This is a genomic window from Ktedonosporobacter rubrisoli (assembly GCF_004208415.1).
GTDB lineage: Bacteria > Chloroflexota > Ktedonobacteria > Ktedonobacterales > Ktedonobacteraceae > Ktedonosporobacter > Ktedonosporobacter rubrisoli.
In genome coordinates, this window is record NZ_CP035758.1 from 7295347 (window position 1) to 7320907 (window position 25561).

A 25561-nucleotide genomic window follows, 5' to 3' on the forward strand; every position below is an offset into this window, starting at 1 on the left:
AAGAATACTCTGTGAGCAGGTGCTTATATATGATACACGCCAAAGTCGCAGACAAGTTATTGTTTTCGTGCGAATATTATCGAATATATGCTCATCTTTAGCGCAGTTGGCGATAGAGCAGCGGCGTTATTCCCTTATGGCGCTTAAAGGTCTGGGTAAAATAGCTCTGGTTGGAGATGCCGATCTCTGCAGCAATTTGAGCAAGCGGCCAATCAGTCTCTTTAAGCAAGCGCTCAGCTGCAACCAGGCGCTCTTGAAGGACAAAGCGGTGTGGGCTAATCCCGGTTGTCTGACGAAAGAGGCGGGCAAAATGGTAGGGGCTGAATCCAACCTGCTGAGCCAGTAGCTCTAAGGAAAGGTTCTGGTTAAGATGCTCTTGAATAAACATGCTCAAGCGGCGCATCTGGCGCGAGGAGAGCTTGCCCCGATATTCAGGAACGGATATGCTGCTCGTCACGTAGCAGCGCAGGAGATGAGTGGTCAGCAGTTGCGCAGCGGTCTGGGCATAGAGCTTGCCCACGGAATCAGAAACTGGCGCCTGTAGTTCTTGTTGAAGAGAGAGGGCCAGCTGAGTCAGGAGCGGATCTTGAAAGCCTGTGAGCTCCTGAAGTATCACGCGCTGAGGATCGCGATCCCCTACTTGCTGCACCATTCGCCTGAATACATCTGCGCTCAAGTGCAGATGGAGCGTTTTCAGCGGCTCGTCAGAGAGGCTCTTCCAGCGAAGTGCATAAGGTCCGCCCCCTGCCGGGCTTAGATACCAATCGCCAGCCTGAATCAGCTGGGTGCTCCAGGGACCATCGAGATCGCGTTCAGCAGCCTGCACAGCCCCGCTGGTAATCAGGACGAGATAAATATCGGCGCTGCCGGGAAAAATAGTTTCCTCCAGGTCGGCAGGCTCATGATAGAAACGAACCATCAAATCTTCCCAGCCTCTTTCCCGACTGGAGAGCACAGGTGAAGTGGGAAGATAGTTCTCAAAGTCCTGCGTTGAGGTGAAGAGAGGAATATGCCGCGACTCTTTTATCATACCTTGAGCTCCTATTCTATCATCGCTGCCAAATATATATAAGGTAAACATTATACTAGATCCAAGAATTTGGACAGGGAAGGACGGGAAATAAGATATACTAAGGAATGATGAGAAAGCAATATCCATAGGCTTTCAAGGCCAGAGTTGTTCAAGAACTGTTGAAAGAAGAGAAAACCCTGGCTCAAATTGCGTCCGAGTATGAGGTGCATCCGACCCAATTAAAGAACTGGAGGTCAATCGCATTGGAAGGCATGGCGAGCCTGTTTGAAAATCAGGACAGCACCGCAGAACTCAAAGCCGCGCATGAGCAGCAATGAACCGAGTTGTATGCCGAGATTGGCAAATTGACGATGCAAGTGAACTGGCTCAAAAAAAGTGTCCAATCTGAGCCATGAGCAGTGGGTGGCTCTGATCGAACGAGAAAGCCGTGAACTGCCTCTGACGCAACAAGCCGAATTGCTGAGTGTGAGAAGGAGGAAAGTAACTCTTACAACTGCCTTTCCTCCTGTCTCGATAAAAAGGTCCACATTACCTACGCGCAAGATTTCACAAAAGCTTCCAGGACAGAGGTGCAAAAATGAATGACCGAGCAATCGCGGGAGCGTTTGTTCCCGAGACGTTCGACTACGACGGTGGGAGGCCCGTGACGGTCTACGTCCCACCAGATCCGCCCGAGGCAGTCGTCTTCGCCGGTGACGGTCAGGGGATCTCGCAGTGGGGCCGATTCCTGGAGGCAGCTGACGTCCCGCCCACGATGATCGTTGGAGTACACGGGCTGACGGACGAGAAGCTGCGACTCCAGGAGTACTCACCGGTCTTTGACGCTGAACGGTTCACAGCACATGAGAAGTTCTTCGTCGAAGACGTCCGCCGATGGACAGAGTCGCGGTTTGGAGTAACGCTGCCCACTGCACGCACCGCGGTGTTGGGTACCTCGGCGGGTGGAGAGCTTGCGCTCGCTCTTGGGCTCCGGCATCCCGACGTCTACGGTGCGATCTTCTGCGCCTCGCCGGGTGCGGGCTACAAACCGACTGAGGTGATGCCGAGTCGGATTCCGCGCACCTACCTTGTTGCCGGCACGCAAGAGCCGTTCTTCCTTGAGAACGCAACGAGGTGGGCGACCGCGCTGCGCAATTCAGGTGCGAACGTTGTCCTGAAAGAGCGGGTCGGATCGCACGGCGGCGCGTTCTGGCAAAAAGAGTTCCCGCTGATGGTGGCGTGGGCATTTGGACGCGAATAGATGATCTTCTACATATACGGAACAAACGATCAGAGAATGATCAGTTAGTGAACAGAAAAGGTGGAAAGTAGCTCTTACAACTGCCTTTCCTCCTGTCTTGACAAAAGGGTCCACTTTACATGATGGCTAGCTCAATTAGTCCAACCAAGGAACTGATGAGCACGAGAACATTATATAAGATACTATTTTATAGTTGGAATTATTGAAAGAAGTGAGCAAAGGATAGGGGGTTCTGAGCAAGAGACTTGTCAAATATAGCACAAAAAAGAGGAGCTGTTACGCTCCTCTTGAATGGTAGCGGCGACTGGACTCGAACCAGTGACACAGGGCTTATGAGTCCCTTGCTCTACCGCCTGAGCTACGCCGCCATATCTGGCTTATAGAGCTTGCTTTATATGCAATCTAACTTACACCTAAAGCCCTCCGCTCTACGCCCAACATAATAGCATAGCTCTCATCAGCAGTCAATACCTTCTTTCGGCTTTTCCAGGGACGGGTGTAGCTCAGCAGAAACGCCCCTGCGCTATCCTGCTTCGAGGGTCTAGCTCTGATCAGAAACATTTTGAAGGCTTTAGCAGAAGTCTAATAAAATTGATAGCCTTTCCTGAAAAAGGGAAAATCTACACTTTCGTGGGAGGGGTTTCCGCTCCTCCCACCGCTGGGTTATGAAATTACATTATCTAATAGCCCCTTAACATGCACGCGTGCATGCAAAGGTGCAGTAACGCGTACCAGTACAAGTTTGGGTATTGGTATCAGGTTCACCCACACGCTGATCCGTGATCCTGACATCCAGATCAAAGAGATTTTCTTCTTCCTTCTTCTCAAGCACTTCCGCGTTCTGTGACTGATCCATAATACATGTCCTTTCATTGTTTTTTTCTGAACTACCACGAGCAAAAATATACACTCTATTTAAATGATAACATCATAAGCAAACTTATTCAACATATGTCTTTTCACGTAGGATAGTTATCTGATAGCCGAGCAAAAACAATAATAGAGATATGAACTTCCCTTAATAATCTAGGGTAGCTCATATCTCCTTTTGTTATGGGTTGGACTTTACTACAGGTATCTTCGCCGTCTTTGCGGACATGATACTACAAGACCAAAGAAAAGTGGTAGTCAACTTTCAAGGATTTCAGATCTATGCAGGGGTTAAGGCAGGTGCAAACTAGACCCTGCGCCGCGCCGCGTCACGTCACTCTGACAGGGTGCCAGGCAAAGGATTGCCGGCATCCTGCTCTTATCCTCAAAGCTAGACTATTCCCACTTAAAGATTCTGGCCCACAACGCGCTGAACCTTAACGTAGAGGATCACGCGCGGATCGCCCCGATAGCGCGCAGGAGATCCATAGTGTTCAGCCAGAGTATCGTAAAAGGCTCCAGTAGGATCTTCTTCAATGCGCTCTACTATGCCCCGAAACTCGGCATACGCGTAGGGATCATCGAGATCTCTGATAGAGATCGCTACGCGTGGATCGTGCTGAATATTGCGGTATTTCTGTCGGTTAGTCGTATGCGTGAACTTGATATGTTCACCATCCCAGAGAAACCACATCGGTGAAGACTGCGGCGCGCCATCGGCTCCGATAGTCGCCAGGTGGGCGAACGCCTTTGAATGCAATATTTTTTGTACCTTTGGATTTTGCAGATCTGCCATGGAAAAAATCCTCTCTACGCTATTACCGAAAAAACGCTGAACGGAATCTCTAATAACGATAAAGCCTTACACACTTTCCACTATTCCCTCACTCTCCAAGGCTGGTGCTAATTTTGCTAAGGAATAATCTTTCGCCGGCGAAAATCATCGAAAATGTCCTTAAACATGGCTTCAGTATCAACATATTCGTGGAAACCGAAGCGGCGCGCCTTTGATCCATCGGCGAACATATCATAGTCCCAGGAGAAGACGAAATCGCCGAAGTTCCAGGACGAGACATCTTCATAAGGAATGTTTTCAAGTCCGTACTTCTCGATCATTGAGTTCCAGAGCGGCTCTTTGTCGGCCATGACGACATTGAGCGACATTTGCAAAGGAGGCGCGACCTCAAGATCAAAGTAGCGCGCAATCTTTGGCCACATCTCGCTCCAGCGGAACAGATCGCCATTGTTAATATTGAAGGCCTGATTGGCGCTGCGCTCATTGGTTGCCGCCCAGACTATCGCTCTGGCCAGTAGTCCCGCGTCGGTCATCTCAAGCAATTTGTCATAAGCCCCCAGCTTACCAGGGAAGCGCAGGGGCAAACCCAGCTCTTTCGAGATACTGGCATAGATCGCGATAACCATAGCCAGATTCAACGGATTGCCAAGGGCAAAGCCAGCTACGACCGAGGGGCGAATCGCCGACCAGCTCCAGGCCTTGCCCTTCTGCCGCTGCTCAAGGAAATTCTGCTGATCGACCATAAATTCGGGCGGCATGTGGCCGGCATCGCTCTCCCTCGCCGGGGTCTTAAATGGTCCCAGATGCGCCCCATAGACTTTATAGCCCTGCATCAGACTGATATGCTGCAAGTTTGGCGCAACCGGCTCCATGGCCTCAACGACGTTGACCAGCATAGTAAGATTGGGTTCCACAAGCTCTGCCCAGCTCGGTCGATCCTGATAGGCCACAAAGAAGATGTGCGTCACCTGAGTGAGCTTGCCAAGCTTAGCATGCGTATCCTCCCGGTTAAGTAGATCAACAGTAACGTAGCGCACACGCTCAGTCGCTTCTCCGTGACGCCGCGAGAGACCGATGATATCCCAATCGTCGAGCGTGCTTAGATACTCGATCAGATTGCGGCCAATGACTCCTTGGGCCCCAACAACAAGGGCCACCTTACGCGTCTTTTCATTTGCTCTGGCATCTCTAGCATTCATAGCCTTGTCCCTTTTATGAATAAAGCAAGCCACCAGAAAGCGCTGCTCCACTTCGCGCCCCTCCCTGCTCCACACCCTGGAGCCCTTACTTAACCTGGCTCGCTCCGCTTATCTCGACACCGGCACGACCCGATAAAGCGCTGCTTCCTGTGGACATATTAGTTTCCATAAATCCGCATACACGGCTGACTCAATTAGATAAGGCCGGCACTGACTTGACGTTCCTGCTAAGCTCGCAGGCCAGCAACGTGTATTGCATGGTCAGTACTATAAATGCTTCCCGATGGCTCTACAAGTACGCACTTTAAAGTAACCGAAAGGGAAACGCAGGCCATCTCATATGCGCGAGAGGGCAAGATACAAAGCCATAATAATCTATGCTATACTTGGAGACATGGAAAGAACATCGACAGCTCCCTCACCCCATAGCGTTCTGATCGAGCATTGTCCCTCGCGCCAGGTGCTTGATCTGATTGCCGATAAGTGGACAGCGCTTATCTTTGCGCTCCTGGAGAGACATCCCACGCGCTTCAATGAGATGCAGCGGGCGATAGGCGGAATTTCGCATAAGATGCTGACGCAAACCCTGCGCAGCCTGGAGCAAAGAGGCATCGTCCAGCGCAAAATCACTTTGACGAATCCACCAGCTGTAGAATATTCTCTTTCCCCATTGGGCACCACACTCATTCCGCTGATGGCAGCCCTGCGCCAGTGGGCCGAAGAACATATGGAGGAAGTTGAGCAGATTCGCCAGGCATATATAGAGCAAGAAGACAAAACAGATTGAGGCCGGATCGGGCAGAGCTCTTATACTCCGCCCGCCGACCTTTTCCTTTCACGACACCTGCTCAGAAGCTCGGTTTTGTCGGCATAAACATCTGGCAATGCCTTAGCCAGTTTAAGTTCCTAGCTCAGTGCGAAAACAGAGTAGCTTTATCTCCACCATGATGCGAGCAACTTCCTTGATTACCTCCCGATTTGCTGAAAGTATTGTCCTGGCACTCTATTACATATCCCGTACCGTTCCAGAAGCTCTTTATGCAGGAGAAATAGTTACAGAACTCGGCAGGCGGATCACTAATCTTATTGCCAGAGGAATTGAAATCGTAGCCCCAAGGATTGCCATTCACCCCTGTATGGGCCGGCGGCTGCGTTGGCGCGACAGTTGGGGTTGGCATAGGCGGTTGCGTCGGAACTACAGTAGGAACCTGAGTTGGCTCGATGGTGGGCGTTGAGGCAGGCACCGAGGTCGCTACTATCGTCGGCACAGCTGTCGGTGAGACGCTGATCGATGTTGTAGGTGTTATCACAGCACTCTTTTGGCGCGTAGCCGTAGGGGAACTTTGGATTTGGACTGTTCCCTGGACAACTGTCTGACCGGCACTTGTTTTGGCAGCCGAGGGATTACTAGCGGCAATCAGCATAAAGAACATGGTAAGTACCGTACCTACTACCAGCCCCACAGCTGAGCGACCGCGCGAACGCGGCTTGTATGCAACTGTTGCAGGTTGGGTAGGAATACAGGCGCGACATAGATAAATACCCAGCATGATATAGAATGTACAGATAAACAAAAGGCCCAGCCAGAAGCGCTTTGAGCCGCGCATCTGTTTCCACTTTATCAAGTCCTGCAATGAGGTAAATCCACGCCAATCTATAATCAAAAGACTGACGATCAAGCCCAAAATCAGGCTAGTAGTAATACCGCTCATACCGGCAAAGCCAATTATCCAGGCCGCAACATAGACCAATATCAATGTAGCCAGGATAAGGCCGCCATAAGGCCGCGAATATGGTTGCGGCTGTCCAGGCCCAATATGTGGCGGAGGTGGCGGAGGCGGGGTATTGGCAAACTGGCCAGGCGAGATATATGTAGGTGATTGTTGCGAGCCATAGAACGGCTGCTGATAAGGGGGATATTGTCCCGCGCCCTGATAGGGTATCTGGGCTTGCGTCTGATCATCCCAGGGCTGATTGGACCAGGGCTGCGAAGGCTGATTGGGATTAGGAGGCTGCTGCATAACTTACTTCTCCTGGACTTATAACTTTTTTTCTACATATCTACGAAATACATACTATTTACGAGACATAACAGATAGACGTAAGTATAAAATAAAATCCCAAAATTCATCTATACATCTTTATACAGCTTACCATAACATATAGCATAATATGCCATAAAATTCTTTTTTTCTTATTTATCATTATTTCTCTTCGCACAACAAGATGCTATTATAGATGTGTTAAAAGCTGTTGTTGAGGCTTCATTGGCTGGCGTGCAGAGGAAAAGAAAAGCCGCCGAGATGGCGGCACGAGGCTAGATTTTGTTAAGGCAGCAAATAGGGATGAGCAGCACCACAGCATGAGATTACGGCAGCACCTTCTCGAAGAAGACGCGCTGATAACCATGTTCAGCTTTATGTTCTACCTCCACAAAGCCAAGATGTGGATAGAAGGAGAGATTTTCGGTCATCAGCTTATTGGTATAGAGATGGAGCCTTCCCAGATTGGCGGCACGCGCGTATTGTTCCGCAAACTGCAGCAGGCGGCGTCCCAGGCCATGCCCCTGGTACTCTGGATGCAGAGCAAGCGTATCTATGAACAGGCCTTCTGCATCAGGCATCATTACCAGCACCCCTACCACAACATCTTGCAGTAGCGCCACATAGACCACGCCTCTGGCAATGAGCTCTGCATAATCAGCCAGCATAGGAACTGGCTTGCGGCCCATGCGCTCAACATACTTTGTAAAAGCAATGTTGACACAGGCGCTTACCGTCTCCTGCTCATCCGGACGCGCCAGACGAATATTTATATCGCTCAATACAGTGTCTCCCTTTCTCTAATGGAATAGCAAACAACCAGGAGCAAAAAAATCTCCTGGCTCAAGTTTACACTAAAACAGAGCCAGGGAGACGGATGCCGATTCTATCTCAAGCCAGGATCGGCGGATCCTTGAAGCTTATAGCCGTAAGAGGCGCTCCGCATTGCCATGAGCGATCAGCTCTTTATCGGAGGGCCGCACAGGCAATCGTTCCAGGAAGTCGCGCGTTTCGACCATTGACGCATTGGGATAATCGACAGAGAACATAATGCGCTCGCTTCCAAGTTCCAGCAGCAAGTTGAGGAACATAGACGTCCAGGTGAAACCACTAAAGGTATAGTACAGATTCTCGCGCAAGTAAGCTCCTATGGAGCGCTGCAGCTTCGTCACCTCCGCCGGCAAATAGCGCTCAATCCTGGGCAGCATAAAAGAAAGGCCTTCACCCATGTGACCAACCACAAACTGTAGGCGCGGATAGCGATCAAAAACCCCACCTAGAACGAGGCGCAGAACGTGGATCGCCGTCTCAACATGCCAACCCCAGGCGTATGTCGAAAGTCGGGCCGTTACCTCAGGCGCAAAGCCTGCATAAGATGTCTCAACGATTGACTGTGGTGGCGGCGTTGGATGCAAGTAGAGCGGAACCTGTAGCGTCTCGGCGCGTTCTAAAATTGGCCAGAAGAACTGATCATCAAGATAGCGTCCCCGCGTATGACCGTTGATTAGCGCACCCCTGAAGCCAAGTTCCCGAACCGCCCTCTCCAATTCATCCGCCGCCACGGCTGGCGCCGCAGTTGGCAAGGCGGCCAGACCGACAAACCGTTCGGGATGACGACGGATGGCCGCAGCAAGATAATCGTTAGTTTCACGTGAAACACTGATAGCCTCAGCGGCATCGAGCTGCTCCACACCAGGCGAACCCAAAGATAGAACCTGCACAGTAATACCCGCCGTATCCATAGCCGCAATCCTGCCAGTATCAAGATCACTGAGCCAAGCGAGAAACTGGGAAGAGGCAGGGGTTCTGGCCTGCTCCTTGATATAGCGCCCTGGCCCATCCAGAAAGGCCGGACTCACAAAATGCTCCTCAAGCGCGATCACACGCATCCCTTGTTGTTCTTCAAGTTGAGACATAAGGACCTACCCTATACAGAGGCTGCTTAAAACATGACACCACTCATCTACAAACAAGGAGGCGGGGACTATCAGTTTTATGCCTTCCCTCTCATCTTATATCAAGCGTCCCCAATTAGCGCTTCATCTCAATCGGATACTGAATCTCGGTGAGATAATCGTCTAACTCCCCGCTCCAACGCAAACTTAGCTTGCGGCAGGGTCCGGTAACCGTATAGCCATTCGTCTGAATCCAGACGCCCAGGGCCTGGTAGGCTTCAACGCTGCCATGAGGATTTCCATGGTGGATAAGGCTTGCCATTATAGAAACCGCAGGCAGCTCGCGCAGCACCACGCGCCTATTCCAATCAGGGCTTAGCTTAGCGAGATTAACACTGCCAGGCTCAACAGGTACAGCCACCTCGACATTAAAATCTATAGTTTCGGATGTGCCCTCATGATAGATATAGAGCACGGGACCGGCTGGACAAATCGCATTTTGCTTGAGCATAGCCAGTAGCGCGTTGGCGTACTGTCGATTTGGCAGAAAACCCGCAACATGCGTATAGCCAGCAATCACAGTCAGAGGCTTCACCTCCTTGAGCACCACCTCGCGGGCCAGCCTATGACCTTCCTGCGCAATGTATCTGAGGCGAGCCTCGATCCGTACTAACTGCTCCTGCTCATCCTGAATGTGCTGCTGCAGCCTTGCCTGTTTCAAGCGCAACATGCCCTGAAGCGCCTCGATAGAAACCTCCTCATCGAGTAACTGTACAATCTGCCCAAGCTCAAGGCCAAGATCCTTAAGGGCCAGAATACGATTGAGTCTTAGCAACTGCTCAATTGCGTAGAAGCGATAGCCCGTATCAGGATCGACATAAACAGGCTTAAAAAGCCCGATCTCATCATAGTAGCGAAGCGTAGAAGTCGCTACCTGAGCGATCTCAGCAAAATCCCGAATTTTAATCATAGTCCCTCCTGCGGAGCGAGCTTAGTGCTCCAGTTACCTCCTCATGCAAGAATATAGCACATTCAAGCGGCTTGAAAGTCAAGAGGGAAACACAAACCTGGACCAAAATAGCAGAGCAAGCGCTACAACGCGTAGATCGTTTCCTGATTATACATGGCAGCGAAGATTCTAAAACAAAGGGAAGCTACAGTATGGTTGGATAGGAGACAGTCCAGCAACGGGCCACATTCAGCCGGATCAGCATGCTTCATAAAAAAATCTCCTTTCATCGCATCATTAGATGGCGATTGAAAGGAGTCATTAGGAAATCGGTTATAGCGGGGGAAGGATTCGAACCTCCGACCTTTGGGTTATGAGCCCAACGAGCTAACCACTGCTCCACCCCGCGTCGAACATCAGGTATACCAACTGCAAGATAGCCTTACAGGACTCGCCTAACTTTCTTGCAGTAAGCATACAAGACTTGGTAGCGGGGGGAGGATTCGAACCTCCGACCTTTGGGTTATGAGCCCAACGAGCTAACCACTGCTCCACCCCGCGTCGGCTTTGTTAGAATACAACATTCTTTGCGCCCTGTCAAGTAGTTGTTGCCCCACTTTGGAGTTTCTCGCCCCAATCTTACACAATTAGATGACGCCCCAGGGCGCATTTGAAGGGGCTTGCATAAGCCAGCCATTGCCTTTTGCCGCCTAGAAAAGCTCTTCCCTCTATCTAGAGCTTCCCTATGCTCGCAGCAGGAAAGGGAAAGAGCAAATGGGAACATTGACAAACCCTTGCGTATTCTTGTATCCTGTAAATAAGGAATGATGTTTATTCAAAATTCTGGCTTGGCCAGTTAAGGAGGTGCAACATATGAAAAAGCACATAAATACATCGGCTGTGCTTGTATGCACCTTGTCTACCCCGCAAGGGGGTAATAAGCAAACGCCATATAGCCAGGCCTCAGACAACTTTCGCGACCTGCAGATATCTGGTACTTGCTAATCAATGCTTGATAGCGGTAATGGCTTGCGCGCTTATTCCCTCCTCATGGTAGACATCACAAATACACTAGACAGTATCTTTTTATGTTCCTGGAGGGAAAAATATCTTGATCAACGATCCGGCAATACTTACCGGGATAGTCTTAAGCGGCACGCATGGCATTTACGACGTCCATACCGATAATGGTATTCTGCGTTGTACGTTACGAGGAAAACTAAGAAAAGCCTTTGCGCGAACCCAATCCGCTAAATCTATAAGCAAGACTCGTCCCCGTCCCGACACACTGTATGCCACATCGTCATATCAACGTCGTGAGCGCATAGAAAAGCGCGATAGTAGTGAAACTCCCGTCCCCCCACGTCTATCAGTTGGCGATTATGTGAAATTACGCCAGCTCGATAACAGCAATGGCCTGATCGAAGAAATATTGCCACGTCAGAGCGAATTGACGCGCAAGGACACAGCTTCAACGGCAAGAAAATCTATCCAGCAAACCATGTTGGCCAATCTCGATCAGGTAGTGATCGTATTCGCGACAGCCGAGCCCGAGCCGCACTTTGGACTTCTCGACCGTTACCTGACTATCTGTGAGGCGGCAGAACTGAAAGCCTTGATCTGTCTGAATAAAGTAGATCTGCCACATGGCGTTTCTGTAGAAGAGGCTGCGCAGCTCTACACCTCTCTGGGTTACACCGTCATCTGGAGCAGTACCCAGACAAACGAAGGTATTGAAACGCTACGCCTTTTGCTCAAGGACCACACTTCACTCTTCACCGGGCCATCCGGTGTAGGAAAATCATCGTTAGTCAACGCCTTGGAGCCCGGCATGGCCATACGCACAGGTCTGGTCAGCAGCGCCACCGGTAAGGGGCGCCACACAACCACCGGCTCACAGCTCTATCCGCTATCCACCGGCGGCTGGCTGGCCGATTCGGCCGGCATACGTGCGCTAGTAGCCTGGGACATTCCCGCCGAAGAACTGGCTGCCTGCTTCACTGAATTTCGTCCCTATCTTGACGAGTGCGAATACTCCGACTGCGCACATATCGATGAAGAGGGCTGTGCTATCATTCAGGCTGTCACTGATGGCGTGATTAGCGAACGGCGCTACAAAAGTTACGTACGCATGTATACAGAAGAAGAACGTTAACAGGGGTAGCTCTTGTAGCTACCCCCTCTTTTTTAAGACTTTCTGCTTATACCCCTAGAGTGATCACAGAATTTGGCTCACCATGGGCAAGTCCCATCTTTTTAAGACTTTCTGCTTATGGCCTCAGCGCCGTCGCCAGTGCTTGTACAAGCATATCATCCTGCTCATCAAGCACAGTGCGCGGATCGAGAAGCAGCGAATTGCGCAAAATACGCGCCACGACAGGGATTGTTCCTATGCGCAAACGCCTGGCCAGCTCCTCCAAAGGAAGCGCGCAGCGGTCTGCATCAAGAGCTAAGAGCGTTGTAGGCAGCGTCTCACCTGGCAAGGAGCCACCACCAACTGTAGACTCTCCGCGCTGCACGCGCACCTCAATACCTTGAGCCTGCAATTGAGCTGCCCAGCGCTTTGCCCGGCTGCTCAGGCGTTCCGGCTTCGCCGAAATCATCAGCCACACAGGAATATGCGTCTCAGCCTGCCCGCGCTGATAGTGACGTAACGTTGCCTCCAGGGCGGCCAGGGTCATCTTATCGATACGGACAGCGCGCATTAAAGGATGGCGAGCCAGGCGAGCAATAATTTCTGCCTTGCCCACGATAATACCAGCCTGAGGGCCACCCAGAAGCTTATCGCCCGAGAAGCATACCACATCAGCGCCGGCCGCAATACTCTCCTGTGGCATTGGCTCGTGGGTCAGACCGTAGCGCTCACAATTGAGCAAGCAGCCGCTGCCGAGATCCTCCATTACCAGGAGCCCACGCTGACGTGCAAGCGCAACTAGCTCGACGAGCGCAGTCGACTCAGTAAAGCCAGTAATCAGAAAATTGCTGGGATGCACAGCCAGAAGCAAGGCAGTTTGTGCGGAGATTGCCGCCGCGTAGTCAGCAATGCGCGTACGATTGGTGGTACCTACTTCGACCAGCTGACAACCGCTCTGCCGCATAACATCGGGCACACGGAAGCCGCCGCCTATCTCCACAAGCTGCCCGCGAGAAATCACCACCTCACGTCCCATAGCCAGGGTACTCAAGCCTAAGAGAACCGCCGCCGCATTATTATTGGTCACAAGAGCCGCCTCGGCTCCGGTCAATTCGCGCAAAAGTGCTGCCGCATGCGTATGGCGAGAACCGCGCTCCCCAGCTTCCAGATCATATTCCAGGTTGGCATAGCCATGGGAGACATGTTCCACAGCCTGCAAAACATCCCGGCTGAGAGGGGCACGTCCAAGATTAGTATTGATAATCACGCCAGTAGCGTTAATAACGGGTCGTAGATGTGGTTGCTGCTCGCGCAAGAGGAGTTGAGAGACCTCCTGCAACAGCATATCTGAGGAAGGACAGGACGCCCCCACACGCATGGCAGCCCGTGCCTGCTCCAGGCAAGAACGGATAGCCTGCAAAACCGGAGGTCGGGAAAAACTAGCCACTAACTGTTGAGCAGCAGCTGACTGCAACAATTCATCAACAGAGGGCAACAGACGAAATTGATTTTGATCGACAGTCATATGCTCCCCTGGGCTCTCCCTATACTGCCACCACGCCACTCAGTGCAACGAGTAGAACATAGTAATAGCCAGACTATTGGCCACCTTAGCCATAATAGCACGCAAATCCGCATCATTGAGTCTGCAGATAGCAAACTGATCGGCAAGCAGAGTACGTAGTACAGGATACATCAACTCAGTCTTAACCAGGCTATCAGTATCAAGCAGGGGATAATCACGCTTTAAAAGCAAATGATGATAAGGACGGAGCTTGCCACGATATGAAGTCAAGGCGACGACATTAACGGCGCCAGCATGGCGGCAAAAAGGGTCGCCAGAGACTACAAGTGCAGGGTGCCAATCAAGGATGCGCTTCTCCTCGATACCAGGAGGTAACGAAGGATAACCGAAATTGACCCAATAGACCATGCCAAATTGCACTGGCGTTTGATAGGTCAGAGCATCCGGCGCAAGATCTGGTGGATGAGGCATGGTTTTACGTACTATTACATTCCTAATGTTCTAACTACGGACGAGCAAAGGCCACTGAAGCAGTATAAGCTGGAGCTTCAGCAGGTTCGAGCTGCTTATGGAAGCAGGCACTGGTGAGAGACCAGGCGCGAGCAACGAGACTGAGACGCTCATCGCGTTCGTCCTGACTCTCTTCTTGAAGAGCCACAGCTATGAGTTCCATATCACGCTGGTACTGCTCGCTAAGCAAGGAAGAACGGCTGAAGTCACAATTCGTCGCCATAGAAGCTACCTCATTAATTCCAAATGTCCAAATCGCCATCAAGATTCAGGTAGCGGCATAACCGCCATGCAATCTGGTGGGGCTTTTTTTCTCCAACGTTGGAGATTATACCAGCAATTTACGTAAGAAGCAATGCTTTTTGTTGTGACTTTTGTAGTTCAAGAGTAATACCTAATAGAATTTTTATAAGCTCCTTTGAGCTACAAAAAGAACTTCCTTGTAAATATAATAACATGCGAGGCAAGCATAGAGCTAGAGCAGCAGGTCTACTCAATGCTATTTATTTTTACAGCTTGCTAGCAGTCTTGTAGGAAATCAGTTAAGGTTTGCAGATTTCCACGCCATAGCAGACCTACTAGAGCCAGCGGCTGAGAGCTGCTGCGCAAAAACTTCTTTCAACCTTGAGGGTAGCGCGTGCTGGAAAAGAGAGAAAGCGGGAAGATAGCAAGAGAGAGGAAGAGGACAGGCGGCTCAGATCGGCCTGTTAAGCAGACTTTCCCCGAATGCTGAGAATAGACTAAAAAAATGCTTGACACGGCACACAGTGTCGGCTATAATGTGTTCCGTCGATCACTCAGAACGAACTGGCGTGGCTAGCGAGTTCTCACCGGGGCAGTTACCAAAGCGGTCAAATGGGACTGACTGTAAATCAGTTGCGAAAGCTTCGGAGGTTCGAATCCTCCACTGCCCACCAGATCCAATATGGATGGTGTGGTATGATTGGCCCGTGTGGCGCAGCGGTAGCGCACAGTCTTGGTAAGACTGGGGTCATGGGTTCGATTCCCATCACGGGCTCCCGTGGTTTCTGAATGATGTTGGGGCTGATCTTCTTCAAGCTTCCATCTTCACGAAAATCCGCGTAGGACGTATAAAAAAGCTTTAGCTGCCGTCTTCTGAATTGATCGTCACTTCCTTCAATTAATCAGGTATCTTTGGAAGATTTTCACAATATCTCGACGATCAGGCTATCAGGGGACGGCTGCTGCATGTCTATACCCATTGCCATCTGATCGCCACTTTAGGGTTACAGATTTGGATTGCAAAAGGAGCCCCAGTTAGGAAATGGCTAAGAAGAAGTTTGAGCGGACAAAACCGCATGTGAACGTGGGAACCATTGGACACATTGACCACGGCAAGACGACCCTGACGGCGGCTATCACCAAGGTGCTAGCTTCTGCTCAACTTGCCAAATACGCCGCCTTCGACAGCATCGACAAGGCGCCTGAAGAGCGCGAGCGTGGCATCACCATCGCCATCGCGCACCTGGAATACGAGACCGAGAAACGCCACTATGCCCACGTGGACTGCCCCGGACACGCCGACTACATCAAGAATATGATCACCGGCGCCGCCCAGATGGATGGCGCGATCCTGGTCGTGAGCGCTCCTGATGGCCCCATGCCTCAGACCCGCGAGCACATCCTGCTCGCTCACCAGGTCAACGTCCCGGCCATGGTCGTCTTCCTCAACAAAGTCGACATGCTCGAAGACGAAGAGTTGCTCGAACTCGTCGAGCTGGAAGTGCGCGAACTGCTCTCTAAGAACAGCTTCCCCGGCGATGATGTCCCCGTCGTTCGTGGCTCCGCCCTCAAAGCTCTTGAAAGCAAAGGCGATCTCTCGCGCAACGATCCTGCCGCCAAGTGCATCTGGGAGCTCATGGATCAAGTGGATAGCTACATCCCCACTCCTGAGCGTCCTCTTGACAAGCCCTTCCTCATGCCCGTCGAAGACGTCTTCGGCATTAAGGGACGCGGCACTGTGGCCACTGGTCGTATCGAGCGTGGCAGCGTCAAGACCGGTGAGAACGTTGAGATCGTGGGCATGAAAGAAGAGAGCCGCACCGTCGTGGTCACTGGCGTCGAGATGTTCCAGAAGACCCTTGACGAAGGCCTTGCCGGCGACAACGTGGGCTGTCTGCTCCGTGGGGTTGAGCGCACCGACATCGAGCGTGGGCAGGTGCTTGCCAAGCCCGGCTCCATCAAGCCGCACAAGACCTTCCTGGCGCAGGTCTACGTGCTCTCCAAGGAAGAGGGAGGCCGACATACCCCCTTCTTCAACGGCTATCGCCCCCAGTTCTATGTGCGCACCACTGACGTCACCGGCGCCATTAAGCTGCCCGAAGGCGTCGAGATGGTCATGCCGGGCGACAATATCGAGATGACCGTCGAGCTGATCCAGCCTGTCGCCATGGAAGAAGGCGTCTCCTTCGCCATCCGTGAAGGTGGCCGCACCGTTGGCGCTGGTGTCTGCACCAAGGTCATAGCTTAAGAAATGTTTCAAAGGTTGAGTGGGTACAGAATCTGTACCCACCGCTTTTCCATATAAGAGCCATTCTATTATCGAAAGGCAAGCCAGGCCTCATTAGGAGAACGGAGAAAGATTATGGCTAGTAAAGGCAAAGAGAATCGCATTGTAGTAACGCTGGCTTGCACAACTTGCAAAAGCCGCAACTACACTACCTCGAAGAATAAGAAGAACAATCCAGAGCGTCTTGAGTTCCGGAAATTCTGTAACACCTGTCGTGTACATGCGCCTCATCGTGAAACCAAGTAGATAGTAGGGTACTATATTACTAGTAGGTAATGCTAGCGAAAGGTCACTGCTGATCAAGAAAGGTTGAACGTGGCAAGCAAAATGGCCGAAAAGAAGAAAAATGCTAGCCGGAGTCAGGTGGCTGACGTAAAAGCTCGCAACAGCGAGAAAGAGCAGTCCACCAGGAGTGCGAAGGCAGCTTCCCGCGATGAGCGCAAAGAGAGCTCAAAGCGTGATAACAGGTCGAAGCAGCGCAGTAGTAGCGCCAAGGCGCCATCTCCGCTTGTGCTACGCTTTCGCAACAGTGCAATAGGCCGCTTTATCATCGAGGCCTATTACGAGCTCCGTCATAAGGTGACATGGCCCACCTTCGAAGAAGCCAGAAATATGACGATTGCCGTCATTGCTCTTTCAGCCGTGATTGGAGGAATACTAGCCATAGAAGACTTCGGGCTTTATCACCTCGTCCTTCTTATTAGTGGCGGTAAATAGCTTCGTCGCTGGAATTTATGAAGGGAAATGCCGTGGTTACTGAACATACCAGTGAGAACGGACAGACTAACCAACCTGAGCGTGCCTGGTATGCCATACATACGTACTCAGGTTATGAAAACAAGGTAAAGAGCCATCTCGAAGCACGTATCGCGTCAATGGATATGCGTAACAAGATATTCCGCGTCATCGTGCCGATGGAAGAAGAGGTGGAAATTAAACAGGGGCAGCGGCGTACAGTACAGCGCAAGGTCTTTCCTGGCTATGTGCTCGTAGAGATGATCATGAGTGATGAAGCCTGGTATGTTGTACGTAATACCCCTGGTGTTACAAGCTTTGTAGGCTCTGGGACACGTCCGGTGCCCCTTCAGGAACACGAGATAAAGACAATCCTGAAACAAGTCACGAAAGAGTCGGATAAGCCTAAGGCTAAGGTTAGCTTCTCTAAAGGCCAGAATGTACGTGTGATTGATGGCCCGTTCACCGAGTTTATTGGCACAGTCAGTGATATAAACCTGGATCGCAATAAGGTCACTGTACTTGTCTCGTTTTTTGGGCGTGAGACTCCGGTGGTGTTGGATTTCCTCCAGGTTGAAAAAATCTAAGGACCGGCTCAGGCTGATCCAGATCTCTATCTACACGGTCATGCCCGAGGCATGGCTGCATGGTTATCTTGCATATTCGTGGATGCTGCTATGCATGTGAGTGGGGTAGGAAGAGGGCTATGCGCAGAGCTATTCTGCAGCACCGCTTGACAATGCCCCTTAGACGAATATGGAACACTTGTGCTTTGCATTTATCTGAATGTCAGATGATTTCTGAGGAGTTTGAAATACAATGGCTAAACGTATTAAGGCTGTAGTGCGCCTAGAGATTCCGGCCGGAAAGGCAAACCCGGCCAAGCCTGTCGGTACCGCACTCGGTCCTCATGGCGTCAATATCATGATGTTCTGCAAGGAGTACAATGCGCGTACCGCCGACCAGGCCGGTATGATCATCCCTGCCGAAATCACTATCTACGAAGATCGCTCCTTCACTTTTATTACCAAAACGCCTCCAGTGGCGTTCTTGCTGCGCACGGCGGCAGGCATTGAAAAGGGCTCTCCTACCCCCAACAAGGCGAAGGTAGGCACGATCAGCCACGCGAAGCTGCGCGAGATCGCAGAGCTGAAGCTGAAAGACCTCAATGCTACCGATGTTGAAGCGGCTGAGCGCATTGTCGCAGGCACGGCCCGTAGTATGGGCGTCGATATCGAATAATACTCACTTACAAAAGCAGGCGTGGCCCGAAAGTCACTGCGGTTCGAGCCTCAAGGAGGGCAAAAACAGACTATGAAAAACGAGCATGGGAAAAAATATCTGGAGGCTGCTAAGCTTGTCGATCCTGCCAAGCTGTATGAGCCCCAGGAAGCCGTTTCACTCCTCAAGAAAATCAATTATGTAAAGTTTGACCCAACCATCGAAATCCATATGAAGCTCGGGGTCGATCCCCGTCACGCCGATCAGATGGTGCGTGGCGTCGCTATGCTGCCAGCGGGAACCGGTAAAGAGGTAAAGGTGCTGGTCTTCACACAGGGCGAGAAGGTTGCCGAGGCGGAGAGCGCGGGGGCAGATTTCGTTGGCCTCGATGATCTCATTAAGCAAATCGAAGGCGACTGGCTGGGTTTTGACGTGGCCATTGCCACCCCTGATGTGATGGGTAAGGTAGGCCGCCTGGGTAAGAAACTCGGACCCCGTGGCTTGATGCCGAGCCCCAAAGCTGGTACAATTACCTTTGATCTGGCTAAAACTATTCGCGAGGTCAAAGCAGGTCGCGTTGAATTTAAGGTTGACAGAACCGCCCTGCTACATATCCCGGCCGGCAAGCTCTCGTTCAGCGAAGACGCTTTGATGTCGAACATCTCCTCGGTTATCGATGCCGTGGTACGTGCGCGTCCTTCCGGCGCCAAGGGAACCTATGTCAAGAGCGTAGTGCTTACATCCACAATGTCGCCAAGCTTGCGCCTGGATGTTCCTACCGCACTCGCCCTCAAGCCATAAGGGCTTTTTGCCAAGAAGTAGCGCCAGGGCCAGGAAGATAGCGTAGATTGAGTCCGCAAGCTTCATGAGCCTGGCAAAGCGTAGAACTTAAAAACTTAATAGGCTTTAACCGAAGACAGCAAGCATGCCACAGGCATATAAACGACGTAAACGTCGGCTTGCCGAGGGATCACACAAAGCGCTAACGCTGTGCTGCGCCATCTTTCGCGAGCAGCGGCACGAGCAGCAGAATGATTTTTCCAGGCCTTCGGTTGTTGAAATCGAAGGCCTTTTTCTATACCATCTGGCATTCCGCTCAGATTATCTATCCTCGGAAAGGAGGGAAGCATACATGCCAACACAGGCAAAAGCCGAAAAAATTGAAGAGTTAACAGATAAGCTCAGCCGTGCGACGGTGGCCATCTTGATGCAGACCCAGGGGCTTAGCGTTAAAGACATGACCGAGCTGCGCAGCAAGATGCGTGCCGCCAAGCTTGAGCTGCAGGTCACGAAGAACACGCTCCTGCGTATTGCCTCGGAGCGCAACAACATGACCGAGGTTGACAAAGGCATCTTTAATGGCCAGACGACAGTAGCCTTCGGTTATGAAGACGAAGTTGCCGCCGCTAAAGCTGTCGCCGATTATGTGCGCACATCCAAGGTGGCTCAGCTCAAATCAGCCATTCTAGGTGGTCGCACGCTCAACGCTAATCAGGTTGAGGATCTTGGCAAGATTCCCGGCGGCAAAGATAGCATCAAGGCCCAGGTAGTCGGTACAGTCCAGGGCCCAATGTCTACCACGTATAGTCTGTTGACCGCGCCATTGCGAGATCTGTGCTATGTATTGCAAGCCCGCGCCGATCAACTCGGTGAATCAAAAGCAGAATAATTTATCTACACATATAAGGAAGGAAGTACCATGTCTGTAGCAAACATTATTGAGGAAATCGAAAAGCTAAACGTTCTGGAGCTGGTTGAGCTGAGCAAGACCCTGCAGGAAAAATGGGGCGTAAGCGCTGCCCCCGTCGCCGCTGGCCCGGCCGTAGCTGCCGCTGCCGCTCCCACTGAGGCTGCTGCCCCTGTTGAGGAGAAGACCGAATTCGACGCAGTGCTGACCGACGTCGGCTCCAACAAGATCCAGGTCATCAAAGTTGTGCGTGAGCTCACCGGCCTGGGCCTGAAAGAGGCGAAGGCAGTCGTCGACGAGGCTCCCAAGCCCGTTAAGGAAGGCGTCTCCAAGGAAGAGGCCGAGAAAGTTGTTGCTAAACTGGCCGAGGTTGGCGCCAAAGTCGAGATCAAGTAGTTCTCTTGTATCCCTCCTCAACCCAGGAGAGAAGCTGACGGGCTAGAGATATTTCTGCCAGGCTTCTCAAGGCGAGAAAGAGACGCGATTCGTTGCGTCTCTTTTCCTTCCATGCTATAATGCAAACGGAGAAGTAAACAGTTTGCAATTTTGCTGCCAAAAAGGCACTTACGCATTCGCTGTGCAGCATCGAGAGCAGTGTGCCTGAATACCTGGTCCGCTACGGAACCGCTCATTTTGTAGGAATTGCATGAGGACAAAGGCGGCGAAAGCGCGCAGCTTGGAGTATGCATGCGCTCCAACTTCCCTGGAACAGAAAAGAGCAATTCCTGTTCCTTGCCTGAAGAAGGGCAACGTATGGAGAGGGCTCCATACGAAGTGCGGATATTTCACCGCAACACAAATGTTATCTTGTACAAGAAGGCAGGTGAATAAAGAACGTGGCATTGACCGTCGAAGAAAAAGCAGATATTATTGCTAATTCCCGTGTACATGAAACCGACACAGGTTCGCCTGAAGTCCAGGTTTCGATCCTGACACGGCGTATCAACCAGCTTACAGAGCACCTTAAGCTTCATAAGCATGACCTCCATTCACGTCGGGGCCTGCTAATGCTAGTTGGGCAACGCAGACGTTTGCTGTCGTATCTCAGCAAGAAGAGCCCGGAACGCTATCGCGCCTTGATCGCAAAGCTTGGCCTGCGCCACTAATCACGGGGTTAGTGCGTACGCGGTCGGCGCAATCATGGCCCGCGCCGTACATTATGGCCGACCGCAGCACAGTTTTCTCCATATTACGGAAACCCGGGGCATTGTACTGAAACGGATAGAGAGCAGAATAAGAACTAACGAAGACGATAGGCAGAGGATATCCCCACACAGGTTTGTAACCAACGCACAAGGATAAGACCGCAGAGAGACAAGACGGTAAGTGTTGTAAGAGTGACTGCACCCAGTTATGGTAAACAGATGGGATGTAACAAGCTCTAGTTAGAGTTGAACTAAAAGTAAATAGGGTGCCATTAGTCGGAGGAAATATGATTCATCGTCAAGAAGCTGTCATCGGGGGCCGGGTCATGAGTATTGAGACCGGTCGTGTGGCAGAACAAAGTAGTGGCGCAGTGCTGGTGCGCTACGGGGACACGGTTCTCCTGGCAACTGTGGTTGGCAGCGATGAGCCCCGTGAAGGTATTGATTTTTTTCCATTAACAGTTGACGTAGAAGAACGCATGTATGCCGCAGGAAAGATTCCTGGCGGCTTTATTAAACGTGAAGGTAGAGCTACAGAACACGCCATCCTCGCTTGCCGCCTCGCTGATCGTCCTCTTCGCCCTCTCTTTCCCAAAGGTTATCGCAATGATGTACAGATTATCATCACTGTGCTCTCAGTAGACCAGGAAAATGATCCCGATATTATGGGTATTGTTGGCGCTTCGGCTGCTCTCAGCATATCCGATATCCCGTTCGCGGGACCGGTTGGCGCAGTGCGCGTGGGCTATATCGACGACCAGCTGGTGATCAATCCGCTGGAATCACAGATGAGCCGCAGCAAGCTCGATCTGGCTATAGCAGGCACTGCCGACGCGGTGATGATGGTTGAGGCTGGGGCCAAAGAGCTTCCCGAATCCATGATGCTTGAGGCAGTGCGCTTCGGACACGAGCACCTGCAAGAGACCATCAAGATGCAAGAGAAGCTGATGCAGGCTGTGAATATAGCCAAGCGCCCGTTTGAGCCACCTATGGTTGACGAAGAGTTACAGTCCAAGGTGGCTGCATTTGTATTACCCCGCTTTGAGGCTGCCGTTAATAACCCGAATAAAGCAGCTCGCTCGACGGCTTTGAGCCTGGTCCAGGACGAGCTGATTGCGGCCTTGGGTGAAGAGTATCCCGAGCGCTTGAAAGATATCATTACGTTCTATGAAAAAGAACTGAAATCTTATGTGCGCAATAATATCCTGGATCACGGTGCGCGTCCTGATGGTCGCGACCTGCGCACCATTCGTCCGATCAGTTGCGAAGCTGGCTTGCTTCCACGCACCCATGGTTCGGCGCTCTTTACACGCGGCCAGACCCAGGTGTTGAGCGTGGTTACGCTGGGCTCGCCCGGCGAGGAGCAGGTCCTCGATGGCCTGGGCCTTGGCGAGAGCAAGCGCTTTATGCACCACTACAATTTCCCACCTTATTCCACAGGCGAGAGCAAGCCGCTGCGTGGCCCTGGTCGTCGCGAGATTGGTCATGGCGCCCTGGCGGAGCGTGCTGTAGCGGCTGTCATTCCTTCGCACGCTGAATTCCCTTATACGATTCGAGCAGTCTCTGATGTTCTTTCATCTAACGGCTCGACTTCCATGGGCTCGGTCTGTGGCACAACGCTGGCCCTGATGGATGCTGGTGTACCCATTCACGCTCCGGTAGCGGGCGTGGCGATGGGCTTGATCACTGGCGAGGGTGAGCGCGCTGGCAAATGGGCAGTGCTCAGCGACATCCAGGGTATCGAGGATGCGCTCGGCGATATGGACTTCAAGGTTGCTGGCACAGCCGATGGCGTCACCGCACTCCAGATGGATATCAAAGTCAAGGGCATTACCTATGAAATCATGGAGAAAGCCCTAGAACAGGCCCACGAGGGGCGCATGTTCATCATGGAGAAGATGCTTGATGCAATCGATGCGCCACGTGAAGAGCTTTCCGAGTTCGCACCGCGTATCCAGACCTTGAAGATCAATCCCGACAAGATCGGCGCCGTCATCGGACCAGGCGGCAAAATGATTCGCAAGATCCAGGAAGAGAGCGGAGCAAAGATCGATATCGAGGATGATGGCTCCGTTAACATCTCCGCGACCTCTGGCGAGGCTATGCAGCAGGCAATAGATGCTGTGCGCGCTCTAACAGAGGAAGTCGAGGTTGGCCGTATCTACACAGGTACTGTACGCCGCCTCGTGGACTTTGGCGCATTTGTTGAGATCCTGCCCGGTAAAGAAGGTCTGGTTCGGACCTCACAGCTGGCGGATTATCAGGTAATGCGCCCTGAAGACGTGGTATCTATCGGCGACGAGATCACCGTAATGGTTATCGAAGTCGATGCGCAGGGTCGTATTAACCTTTCGCGCCGTGCCGCGTTAAGCGGCGAGATGCCTACACCGGCCGAGCTAGATAGCGAGCGGGGACCCGGACGAGGCGGCCGGGGTGGTCCTGGCCGGGGTGGCTACGGTGGTGGTCGCGACCGCGAGGGCTCTATGCCTGGCCGAGGCTATAATGATCGTGGCAACTACGGCGGTGGACGTGAGCGCGGTGGCTATGGCGATCGTGATCGCTATAGTGATCGCAACAGCGGTGGCTTTGGTCAGCGTCGCCCCATGGGTCCGGGTCGCAACCCGGGTCCGCGCCGGGATAGCGGCTTTGGCCAGCGCTCCACAGATCGTCGCTGGTAACTTTCTACAATGTTGTTAAGAGGCAGGGTACCTGTAAAAATGTACCCGGCCTCTCCTAATATGCGCCTCAGCTACTTTTGGAAAAGAGGTAAAGAAGCAATGTCGTCGGAGGAGATGCTGAGAGAGGTAGCAGCAGAGGTCTCTACCTGTTCGAAATGTAACCTCTGTAAAGGCCGCACTAAAGCAGTGCCGGGTGAAGGGACTCCTAATGCCAAGATATTGTTTATCGGTGAGGGACCAGGCTTCCACGAAGATAGGCAAGGGCGTCCATTCGTTGGTCCTGCTGGGCAATTTTTAGATGAGCTCCTGGCAAGCATTAGTCTTAAGCGCTCAGACGTATTTATAACCAATGTCGTGAAGTGTCGCCCCCCTAACAACCGCGACCCCTTGCCAGAAGAGATCAGTGCGTGCAATGACTACCTTGATCGACAAATTGCAGCTCTTAAACCGCGCGTCATCGTTACTCTTGGGCGTTACTCAATGGCCAAGTTCTTTGGCAACGAGAAGATTAGCGCAATACATGGACGTGCGCGCAAGAAAAATGGCTATATCTGTATAGCCATGTATCATCCGGCCGCTGGTCTACACCAGGCGAGCCTTAAGGATACCATTCGCGAAGACTTTAAAAAGATCCCCCTTGTTATCGCTGAAGCGGAACGCATGGCGGCAGAGGTCCCACTTAAGGTAAGCGAACCTGTAAAGCCGCAAGAAGAGCCTCCGCAGCAACTTTCGCTGTTCTAAGGCCAGCCGGGTAGAAGATAGAGACATAAGAAAACCTCCCACGATCCGGTTCATAAAAGACCCGCAGATCGTCGAGAGGTTTTCGCTTGCCCTTCTGAAGCTATTCTTCCTCGGGCGCTACTCCTATCACAAAGGCATCTACGCCACTCACTTTGCCACGCCAGTAGTGATATTTCACAGTATGCTCCCCACCAATGATAGTCACATCGCGCAGATGGATATAACGCCACATGGTAGGAAGTCCTTCAGGCCCAATTTCAGGCTGATCGGCCGGAGGAATAAGCGCACTATAATATTTGTGCAATTCGCTGGCCATAGCCGGATCTTGCTCTCGATAGGTCTGGTCAAACAGGTCAAGGTGAAACTGCACATAGGCCTGGGTGGGAACCATAGTTCCGAAAACAAGCAAACTATGCATCTGTAGCATAATAGCTACTTCCAGATTCTCTTTCTCTACAAGAGTGACCCACAATTGTAAAGCAACATCCTGCTCACCATATTCTTTGAGCCAGAGATTACGCAGTTCGACGCGGGTGGGAGGCCGAAGCTTGACCTCCACCGTTGCCGGTTCCTGAGCTGTAGCTTTTTGCTCCGATGTATCCGCCATAGATGATCCTCCAAAAATCTATCT

At 51.8% G+C, this 25561-nt stretch carries 26 protein-coding genes, 5 tRNA genes, 1 pseudogene and 1 other annotated feature; of the genes and pseudogenes, 17 read left to right on the forward strand and 15 right to left on the reverse strand.

The features are described from left to right. Positions 1 to 97: 97 nt before the first annotated feature. Positions 98 to 1030, reverse strand: a complete 933-nt coding sequence (locus EPA93_RS31725) for an AraC family transcriptional regulator (RefSeq protein WP_165423520.1) — start codon at positions 1028 to 1030, stop codon at positions 98 to 100. Between the two features lie 143 nt (positions 1031 to 1173). Between EPA93_RS31725 and EPA93_RS31730 the strand changes: the two are divergent. Together EPA93_RS31730 and EPA93_RS31735 are read left to right on the forward strand one after the other, a co-directional pair. After that, positions 1174 to 1350, forward strand: a pseudogene (locus tag EPA93_RS31730) (transposase); the annotation flags it as partial. Positions 1351 to 1610: 260 nt separating this feature from the next. Further along, positions 1611 to 2273, forward strand: a complete 663-nt coding sequence (locus EPA93_RS31735; protein ID WP_129891366.1) for an alpha/beta hydrolase — start codon at positions 1611 to 1613, stop codon at positions 2271 to 2273. Between the two features lie 292 nt (positions 2274 to 2565). On the opposite strand, the gene EPA93_RS31740 is transcribed toward EPA93_RS31735, so the two are convergent. From EPA93_RS31740 to EPA93_RS31750, 4 genes are all read right to left on the reverse strand, one after another. Continuing rightward, positions 2566 to 2641, reverse strand: a tRNA-Met gene (locus EPA93_RS31740). Between the two features lie 323 nt (positions 2642 to 2964). Continuing rightward, positions 2965 to 3129, reverse strand: coding sequence for a hypothetical protein (locus EPA93_RS48640; protein ID WP_165423522.1), 165 nt, complete (start codon positions 3127 to 3129; stop codon positions 2965 to 2967). Positions 3130 to 3549: 420 nt separating this feature from the next. Beyond that, complete coding sequence (locus EPA93_RS31745; RefSeq protein WP_129891367.1) at positions 3550 to 3939, reverse strand: PPOX class F420-dependent oxidoreductase; 390 nt, start codon at positions 3937 to 3939, stop codon at positions 3550 to 3552. A 116-nt stretch (positions 3940 to 4055) separates the two neighbouring features. Beyond that, positions 4056 to 5138, reverse strand: coding sequence for an SDR family oxidoreductase (locus EPA93_RS31750; protein ID WP_129891368.1), 1083 nt, complete (start codon positions 5136 to 5138; stop codon positions 4056 to 4058). Between the two features lie 394 nt (positions 5139 to 5532). Between EPA93_RS31750 and EPA93_RS31755 the strand changes: the two genes are divergently transcribed. Then, the gene (locus tag EPA93_RS31755; RefSeq protein WP_129891369.1) at positions 5533 to 5925 is read left to right on the forward strand and encodes a winged helix-turn-helix transcriptional regulator; all 393 of its coding nucleotides are present in this window, start codon (positions 5533 to 5535) and stop codon (positions 5923 to 5925) included. 124 nt (positions 5926 to 6049) lie between these two features. Here EPA93_RS31755 and EPA93_RS31760 read toward each other — a convergent pair whose 3' ends face one another. The 6 genes from EPA93_RS31760 to EPA93_RS31785 form a co-directional block, all read right to left on the reverse strand. Beyond that, positions 6050 to 7159, reverse strand: a complete 1110-nt coding sequence (locus tag EPA93_RS31760; protein WP_129891370.1) for a hypothetical protein — start codon at positions 7157 to 7159, stop codon at positions 6050 to 6052. 347 nt (positions 7160 to 7506) lie between these two features. Then, entirely contained in the window at positions 7507 to 7962 is a 456-nt protein-coding gene (locus tag EPA93_RS31765) for a GNAT family N-acetyltransferase (protein ID WP_129891371.1), read from the reverse strand. Positions 7963 to 8100: 138 nt separating this feature from the next. Next, positions 8101 to 9096 (reverse strand): amidohydrolase family protein, encoded by a 996-nt coding sequence (locus EPA93_RS31770; protein ID WP_207229254.1) that lies wholly within the window; start codon positions 9094 to 9096, stop codon positions 8101 to 8103. Positions 9097 to 9211: 115 nt separating this feature from the next. After that, the gene (locus tag EPA93_RS31775) at positions 9212 to 10045 is read right to left on the reverse strand and encodes a MerR family transcriptional regulator (RefSeq protein WP_129891372.1); all 834 of its coding nucleotides are present in this window, start codon (positions 10043 to 10045) and stop codon (positions 9212 to 9214) included. A 315-nt stretch (positions 10046 to 10360) separates the two neighbouring features. After that, positions 10361 to 10433 (reverse strand) — tRNA-Met (locus EPA93_RS31780). Between the two features lie 76 nt (positions 10434 to 10509). Then, positions 10510 to 10585 (reverse strand) — tRNA-Met (locus EPA93_RS31785). Positions 10586 to 11135: 550 nt separating this feature from the next. Here EPA93_RS31785 and rsgA point away from each other — a divergent pair. Then, positions 11136 to 12179 (forward strand): ribosome small subunit-dependent GTPase A, encoded by a 1044-nt coding sequence (gene rsgA / locus EPA93_RS31790; protein WP_165423523.1) that lies wholly within the window; start codon positions 11136 to 11138, stop codon positions 12177 to 12179. A gap of 115 nt (positions 12180 to 12294) precedes the next feature. Here the strand turns inward: rsgA and selA are convergent, their stop codons facing one another. The 3 genes from selA to EPA93_RS31805 are packed head-to-tail and all read right to left on the reverse strand — an operon-like array spanning position 12295 to position 14416. After that, positions 12295 to 13683 carry an L-seryl-tRNA(Sec) selenium transferase gene (gene selA / locus EPA93_RS31795; RefSeq protein WP_129891374.1) on the reverse strand — a complete coding sequence of 463 codons (1389 nt, stop codon included), beginning with the start codon at positions 13681 to 13683 and terminating at the stop codon, positions 12295 to 12297. 39 nt (positions 13684 to 13722) lie between these two features. Then, complete coding sequence (locus tag EPA93_RS31800) at positions 13723 to 14154, reverse strand: type II toxin-antitoxin system PemK/MazF family toxin (RefSeq protein ID WP_129891375.1); 432 nt, start codon at positions 14152 to 14154, stop codon at positions 13723 to 13725. 34 nt (positions 14155 to 14188) lie between these two features. Then, positions 14189 to 14416: a hypothetical protein gene (locus EPA93_RS31805; protein WP_129891376.1), complete on the reverse strand. Its 228-nt coding sequence runs from the start codon at positions 14414 to 14416 to the stop codon at positions 14189 to 14191. A gap of 610 nt (positions 14417 to 15026) precedes the next feature. Between EPA93_RS31805 and EPA93_RS31810 the strand changes: the two genes are divergently transcribed. The 13 genes from EPA93_RS31810 (at position 15027) to EPA93_RS31870 (ending at position 24930) form a co-directional block, all read left to right on the forward strand. Then, positions 15027 to 15110, forward strand: a tRNA-Tyr gene (locus EPA93_RS31810). Positions 15111 to 15139: 29 nt separating this feature from the next. Continuing rightward, positions 15140 to 15211: transfer RNA gene (locus EPA93_RS31815), tRNA-Thr, on the forward strand. Between the two features lie 267 nt (positions 15212 to 15478). After that, positions 15479 to 16684 carry an elongation factor Tu gene (tuf, locus tag EPA93_RS31820; protein ID WP_129891152.1) on the forward strand — a complete coding sequence of 402 codons (1206 nt, stop codon included), beginning with the start codon at positions 15479 to 15481 and terminating at the stop codon, positions 16682 to 16684. Positions 16685 to 16798: 114 nt separating this feature from the next. Beyond that, positions 16799 to 16969, forward strand: a complete 171-nt coding sequence (gene rpmG, locus EPA93_RS31825) for a 50S ribosomal protein L33 (RefSeq protein WP_129891377.1) — start codon at positions 16799 to 16801, stop codon at positions 16967 to 16969. 69 nt (positions 16970 to 17038) lie between these two features. After that, positions 17039 to 17440 carry a preprotein translocase subunit SecE gene (gene secE, locus EPA93_RS31830; protein ID WP_129891378.1) on the forward strand — a complete coding sequence of 134 codons (402 nt, stop codon included), beginning with the start codon at positions 17039 to 17041 and terminating at the stop codon, positions 17438 to 17440. 17 nt (positions 17441 to 17457) lie between these two features. After that, positions 17458 to 18045: a transcription termination/antitermination protein NusG gene (gene nusG / locus EPA93_RS31835; RefSeq protein WP_422877865.1), complete on the forward strand. Its 588-nt coding sequence runs from the start codon at positions 17458 to 17460 to the stop codon at positions 18043 to 18045. A 232-nt stretch (positions 18046 to 18277) separates the two neighbouring features. Further along, positions 18278 to 18700 (forward strand): 50S ribosomal protein L11, encoded by a 423-nt coding sequence (gene rplK, locus EPA93_RS31840; protein ID WP_129891380.1) that lies wholly within the window; start codon positions 18278 to 18280, stop codon positions 18698 to 18700. A 72-nt stretch (positions 18701 to 18772) separates the two neighbouring features. Next, positions 18773 to 19480, forward strand: coding sequence for a 50S ribosomal protein L1 (rplA, locus tag EPA93_RS31845; RefSeq protein ID WP_129891381.1), 708 nt, complete (start codon positions 18773 to 18775; stop codon positions 19478 to 19480). Positions 19481 to 19571: 91 nt separating this feature from the next. After that, positions 19572 to 19764: a sequence feature (ribosomal protein L10 leader region), on the forward strand. Between the two features lie 47 nt (positions 19765 to 19811). Further along, positions 19812 to 20348, forward strand: coding sequence for a 50S ribosomal protein L10 (gene rplJ, locus EPA93_RS31850; protein WP_165423524.1), 537 nt, complete (start codon positions 19812 to 19814; stop codon positions 20346 to 20348). Positions 20349 to 20378: 30 nt separating this feature from the next. Further along, entirely contained in the window at positions 20379 to 20762 is a 384-nt protein-coding gene (rplL, locus tag EPA93_RS31855) for a 50S ribosomal protein L7/L12 (protein WP_129891383.1), read from the forward strand. Positions 20763 to 21202: 440 nt separating this feature from the next. After that, positions 21203 to 21472, forward strand: coding sequence for a 30S ribosomal protein S15 (gene rpsO, locus EPA93_RS31860; RefSeq protein ID WP_129891384.1), 270 nt, complete (start codon positions 21203 to 21205; stop codon positions 21470 to 21472). Between the two features lie 326 nt (positions 21473 to 21798). Continuing rightward, the gene (locus EPA93_RS31865; RefSeq protein ID WP_129891385.1) at positions 21799 to 24189 is read left to right on the forward strand and encodes a polyribonucleotide nucleotidyltransferase; all 2391 of its coding nucleotides are present in this window, start codon (positions 21799 to 21801) and stop codon (positions 24187 to 24189) included. A 99-nt stretch (positions 24190 to 24288) separates the two neighbouring features. After that, complete coding sequence (locus EPA93_RS31870; protein WP_129891386.1) at positions 24289 to 24930, forward strand: uracil-DNA glycosylase; 642 nt, start codon at positions 24289 to 24291, stop codon at positions 24928 to 24930. 100 nt (positions 24931 to 25030) lie between these two features. Here EPA93_RS31870 and EPA93_RS31875 read toward each other — a convergent pair whose 3' ends face one another. Continuing rightward, entirely contained in the window at positions 25031 to 25537 is a 507-nt protein-coding gene (locus tag EPA93_RS31875) for a hypothetical protein (RefSeq protein ID WP_129891387.1), read from the reverse strand. Positions 25538 to 25561 lie beyond the last annotated feature (24 nt).

What these genes read in the sequence shown, in the direction of transcription:
- EPA93_RS31775 (WP_129891372.1), bottom strand. Translation starts at nt 10,045, where the DNA reads ATGATTAAAATTCGGGATTTTGCTGAGATCGCTCAGGTAGCGACTTCT.
- rplL (WP_129891383.1), top strand. Translation starts at nt 20,379, where the DNA reads ATGTCTGTAGCAAACATTATTGAGGAAATCGAAAAGCTAAACGTTCTG.
- EPA93_RS31745 (WP_129891367.1), bottom strand. Translation starts at nt 3,939, where the DNA reads ATGGCAGATCTGCAAAATCCAAAGGTACAAAAAATATTGCATTCAAAG.
- rplA (WP_129891381.1), top strand. Translation starts at nt 18,773, where the DNA reads ATGAAAAACGAGCATGGGAAAAAATATCTGGAGGCTGCTAAGCTTGTC.
- EPA93_RS31760 (WP_129891370.1), bottom strand. Translation starts at nt 7,159, where the DNA reads ATGCAGCAGCCTCCTAATCCCAATCAGCCTTCGCAGCCCTGGTCCAAT.
- EPA93_RS31865 (WP_129891385.1), top strand. Translation starts at nt 21,799, where the DNA reads ATGATTCATCGTCAAGAAGCTGTCATCGGGGGCCGGGTCATGAGTATT.
- EPA93_RS31875 (WP_129891387.1), bottom strand. Translation starts at nt 25,537, where the DNA reads ATGGCGGATACATCGGAGCAAAAAGCTACAGCTCAGGAACCGGCAACG.
- EPA93_RS31755 (WP_129891369.1), top strand. Translation starts at nt 5,533, where the DNA reads ATGGAAAGAACATCGACAGCTCCCTCACCCCATAGCGTTCTGATCGAG.
- EPA93_RS31750 (WP_129891368.1), bottom strand. Translation starts at nt 5,138, where the DNA reads ATGAATGCTAGAGATGCCAGAGCAAATGAAAAGACGCGTAAGGTGGCC.
- EPA93_RS48640 (WP_165423522.1), bottom strand. Translation starts at nt 3,129, where the DNA reads ATGGATCAGTCACAGAACGCGGAAGTGCTTGAGAAGAAGGAAGAAGAA.
- EPA93_RS31770 (WP_207229254.1), bottom strand. Translation starts at nt 9,096, where the DNA reads ATGTCTCAACTTGAAGAACAACAAGGGATGCGTGTGATCGCGCTTGAG.
- rplK (WP_129891380.1), top strand. Translation starts at nt 18,278, where the DNA reads ATGGCTAAACGTATTAAGGCTGTAGTGCGCCTAGAGATTCCGGCCGGA.
- EPA93_RS31735 (WP_129891366.1), top strand. Translation starts at nt 1,611, where the DNA reads ATGAATGACCGAGCAATCGCGGGAGCGTTTGTTCCCGAGACGTTCGAC.
- EPA93_RS31725 (WP_165423520.1), bottom strand. Translation starts at nt 1,030, where the DNA reads ATGATAAAAGAGTCGCGGCATATTCCTCTCTTCACCTCAACGCAGGAC.
- nusG (WP_422877865.1), top strand. Translation starts at nt 17,458, where the DNA reads ATGAAGGGAAATGCCGTGGTTACTGAACATACCAGTGAGAACGGACAG.
- EPA93_RS31870 (WP_129891386.1), top strand. Translation starts at nt 24,289, where the DNA reads ATGTCGTCGGAGGAGATGCTGAGAGAGGTAGCAGCAGAGGTCTCTACC.
- rplJ (WP_165423524.1), top strand. Translation starts at nt 19,812, where the DNA reads ATGCCAACACAGGCAAAAGCCGAAAAAATTGAAGAGTTAACAGATAAG.
- EPA93_RS31805 (WP_129891376.1), bottom strand. Translation starts at nt 14,416, where the DNA reads ATGGCGACGAATTGTGACTTCAGCCGTTCTTCCTTGCTTAGCGAGCAG.
- EPA93_RS31800 (WP_129891375.1), bottom strand. Translation starts at nt 14,154, where the DNA reads ATGCCTCATCCACCAGATCTTGCGCCGGATGCTCTGACCTATCAAACG.
- rpmG (WP_129891377.1), top strand. Translation starts at nt 16,799, where the DNA reads ATGGCTAGTAAAGGCAAAGAGAATCGCATTGTAGTAACGCTGGCTTGC.
- tuf (WP_129891152.1), top strand. Translation starts at nt 15,479, where the DNA reads ATGGCTAAGAAGAAGTTTGAGCGGACAAAACCGCATGTGAACGTGGGA.
- selA (WP_129891374.1), bottom strand. Translation starts at nt 13,683, where the DNA reads ATGACTGTCGATCAAAATCAATTTCGTCTGTTGCCCTCTGTTGATGAA.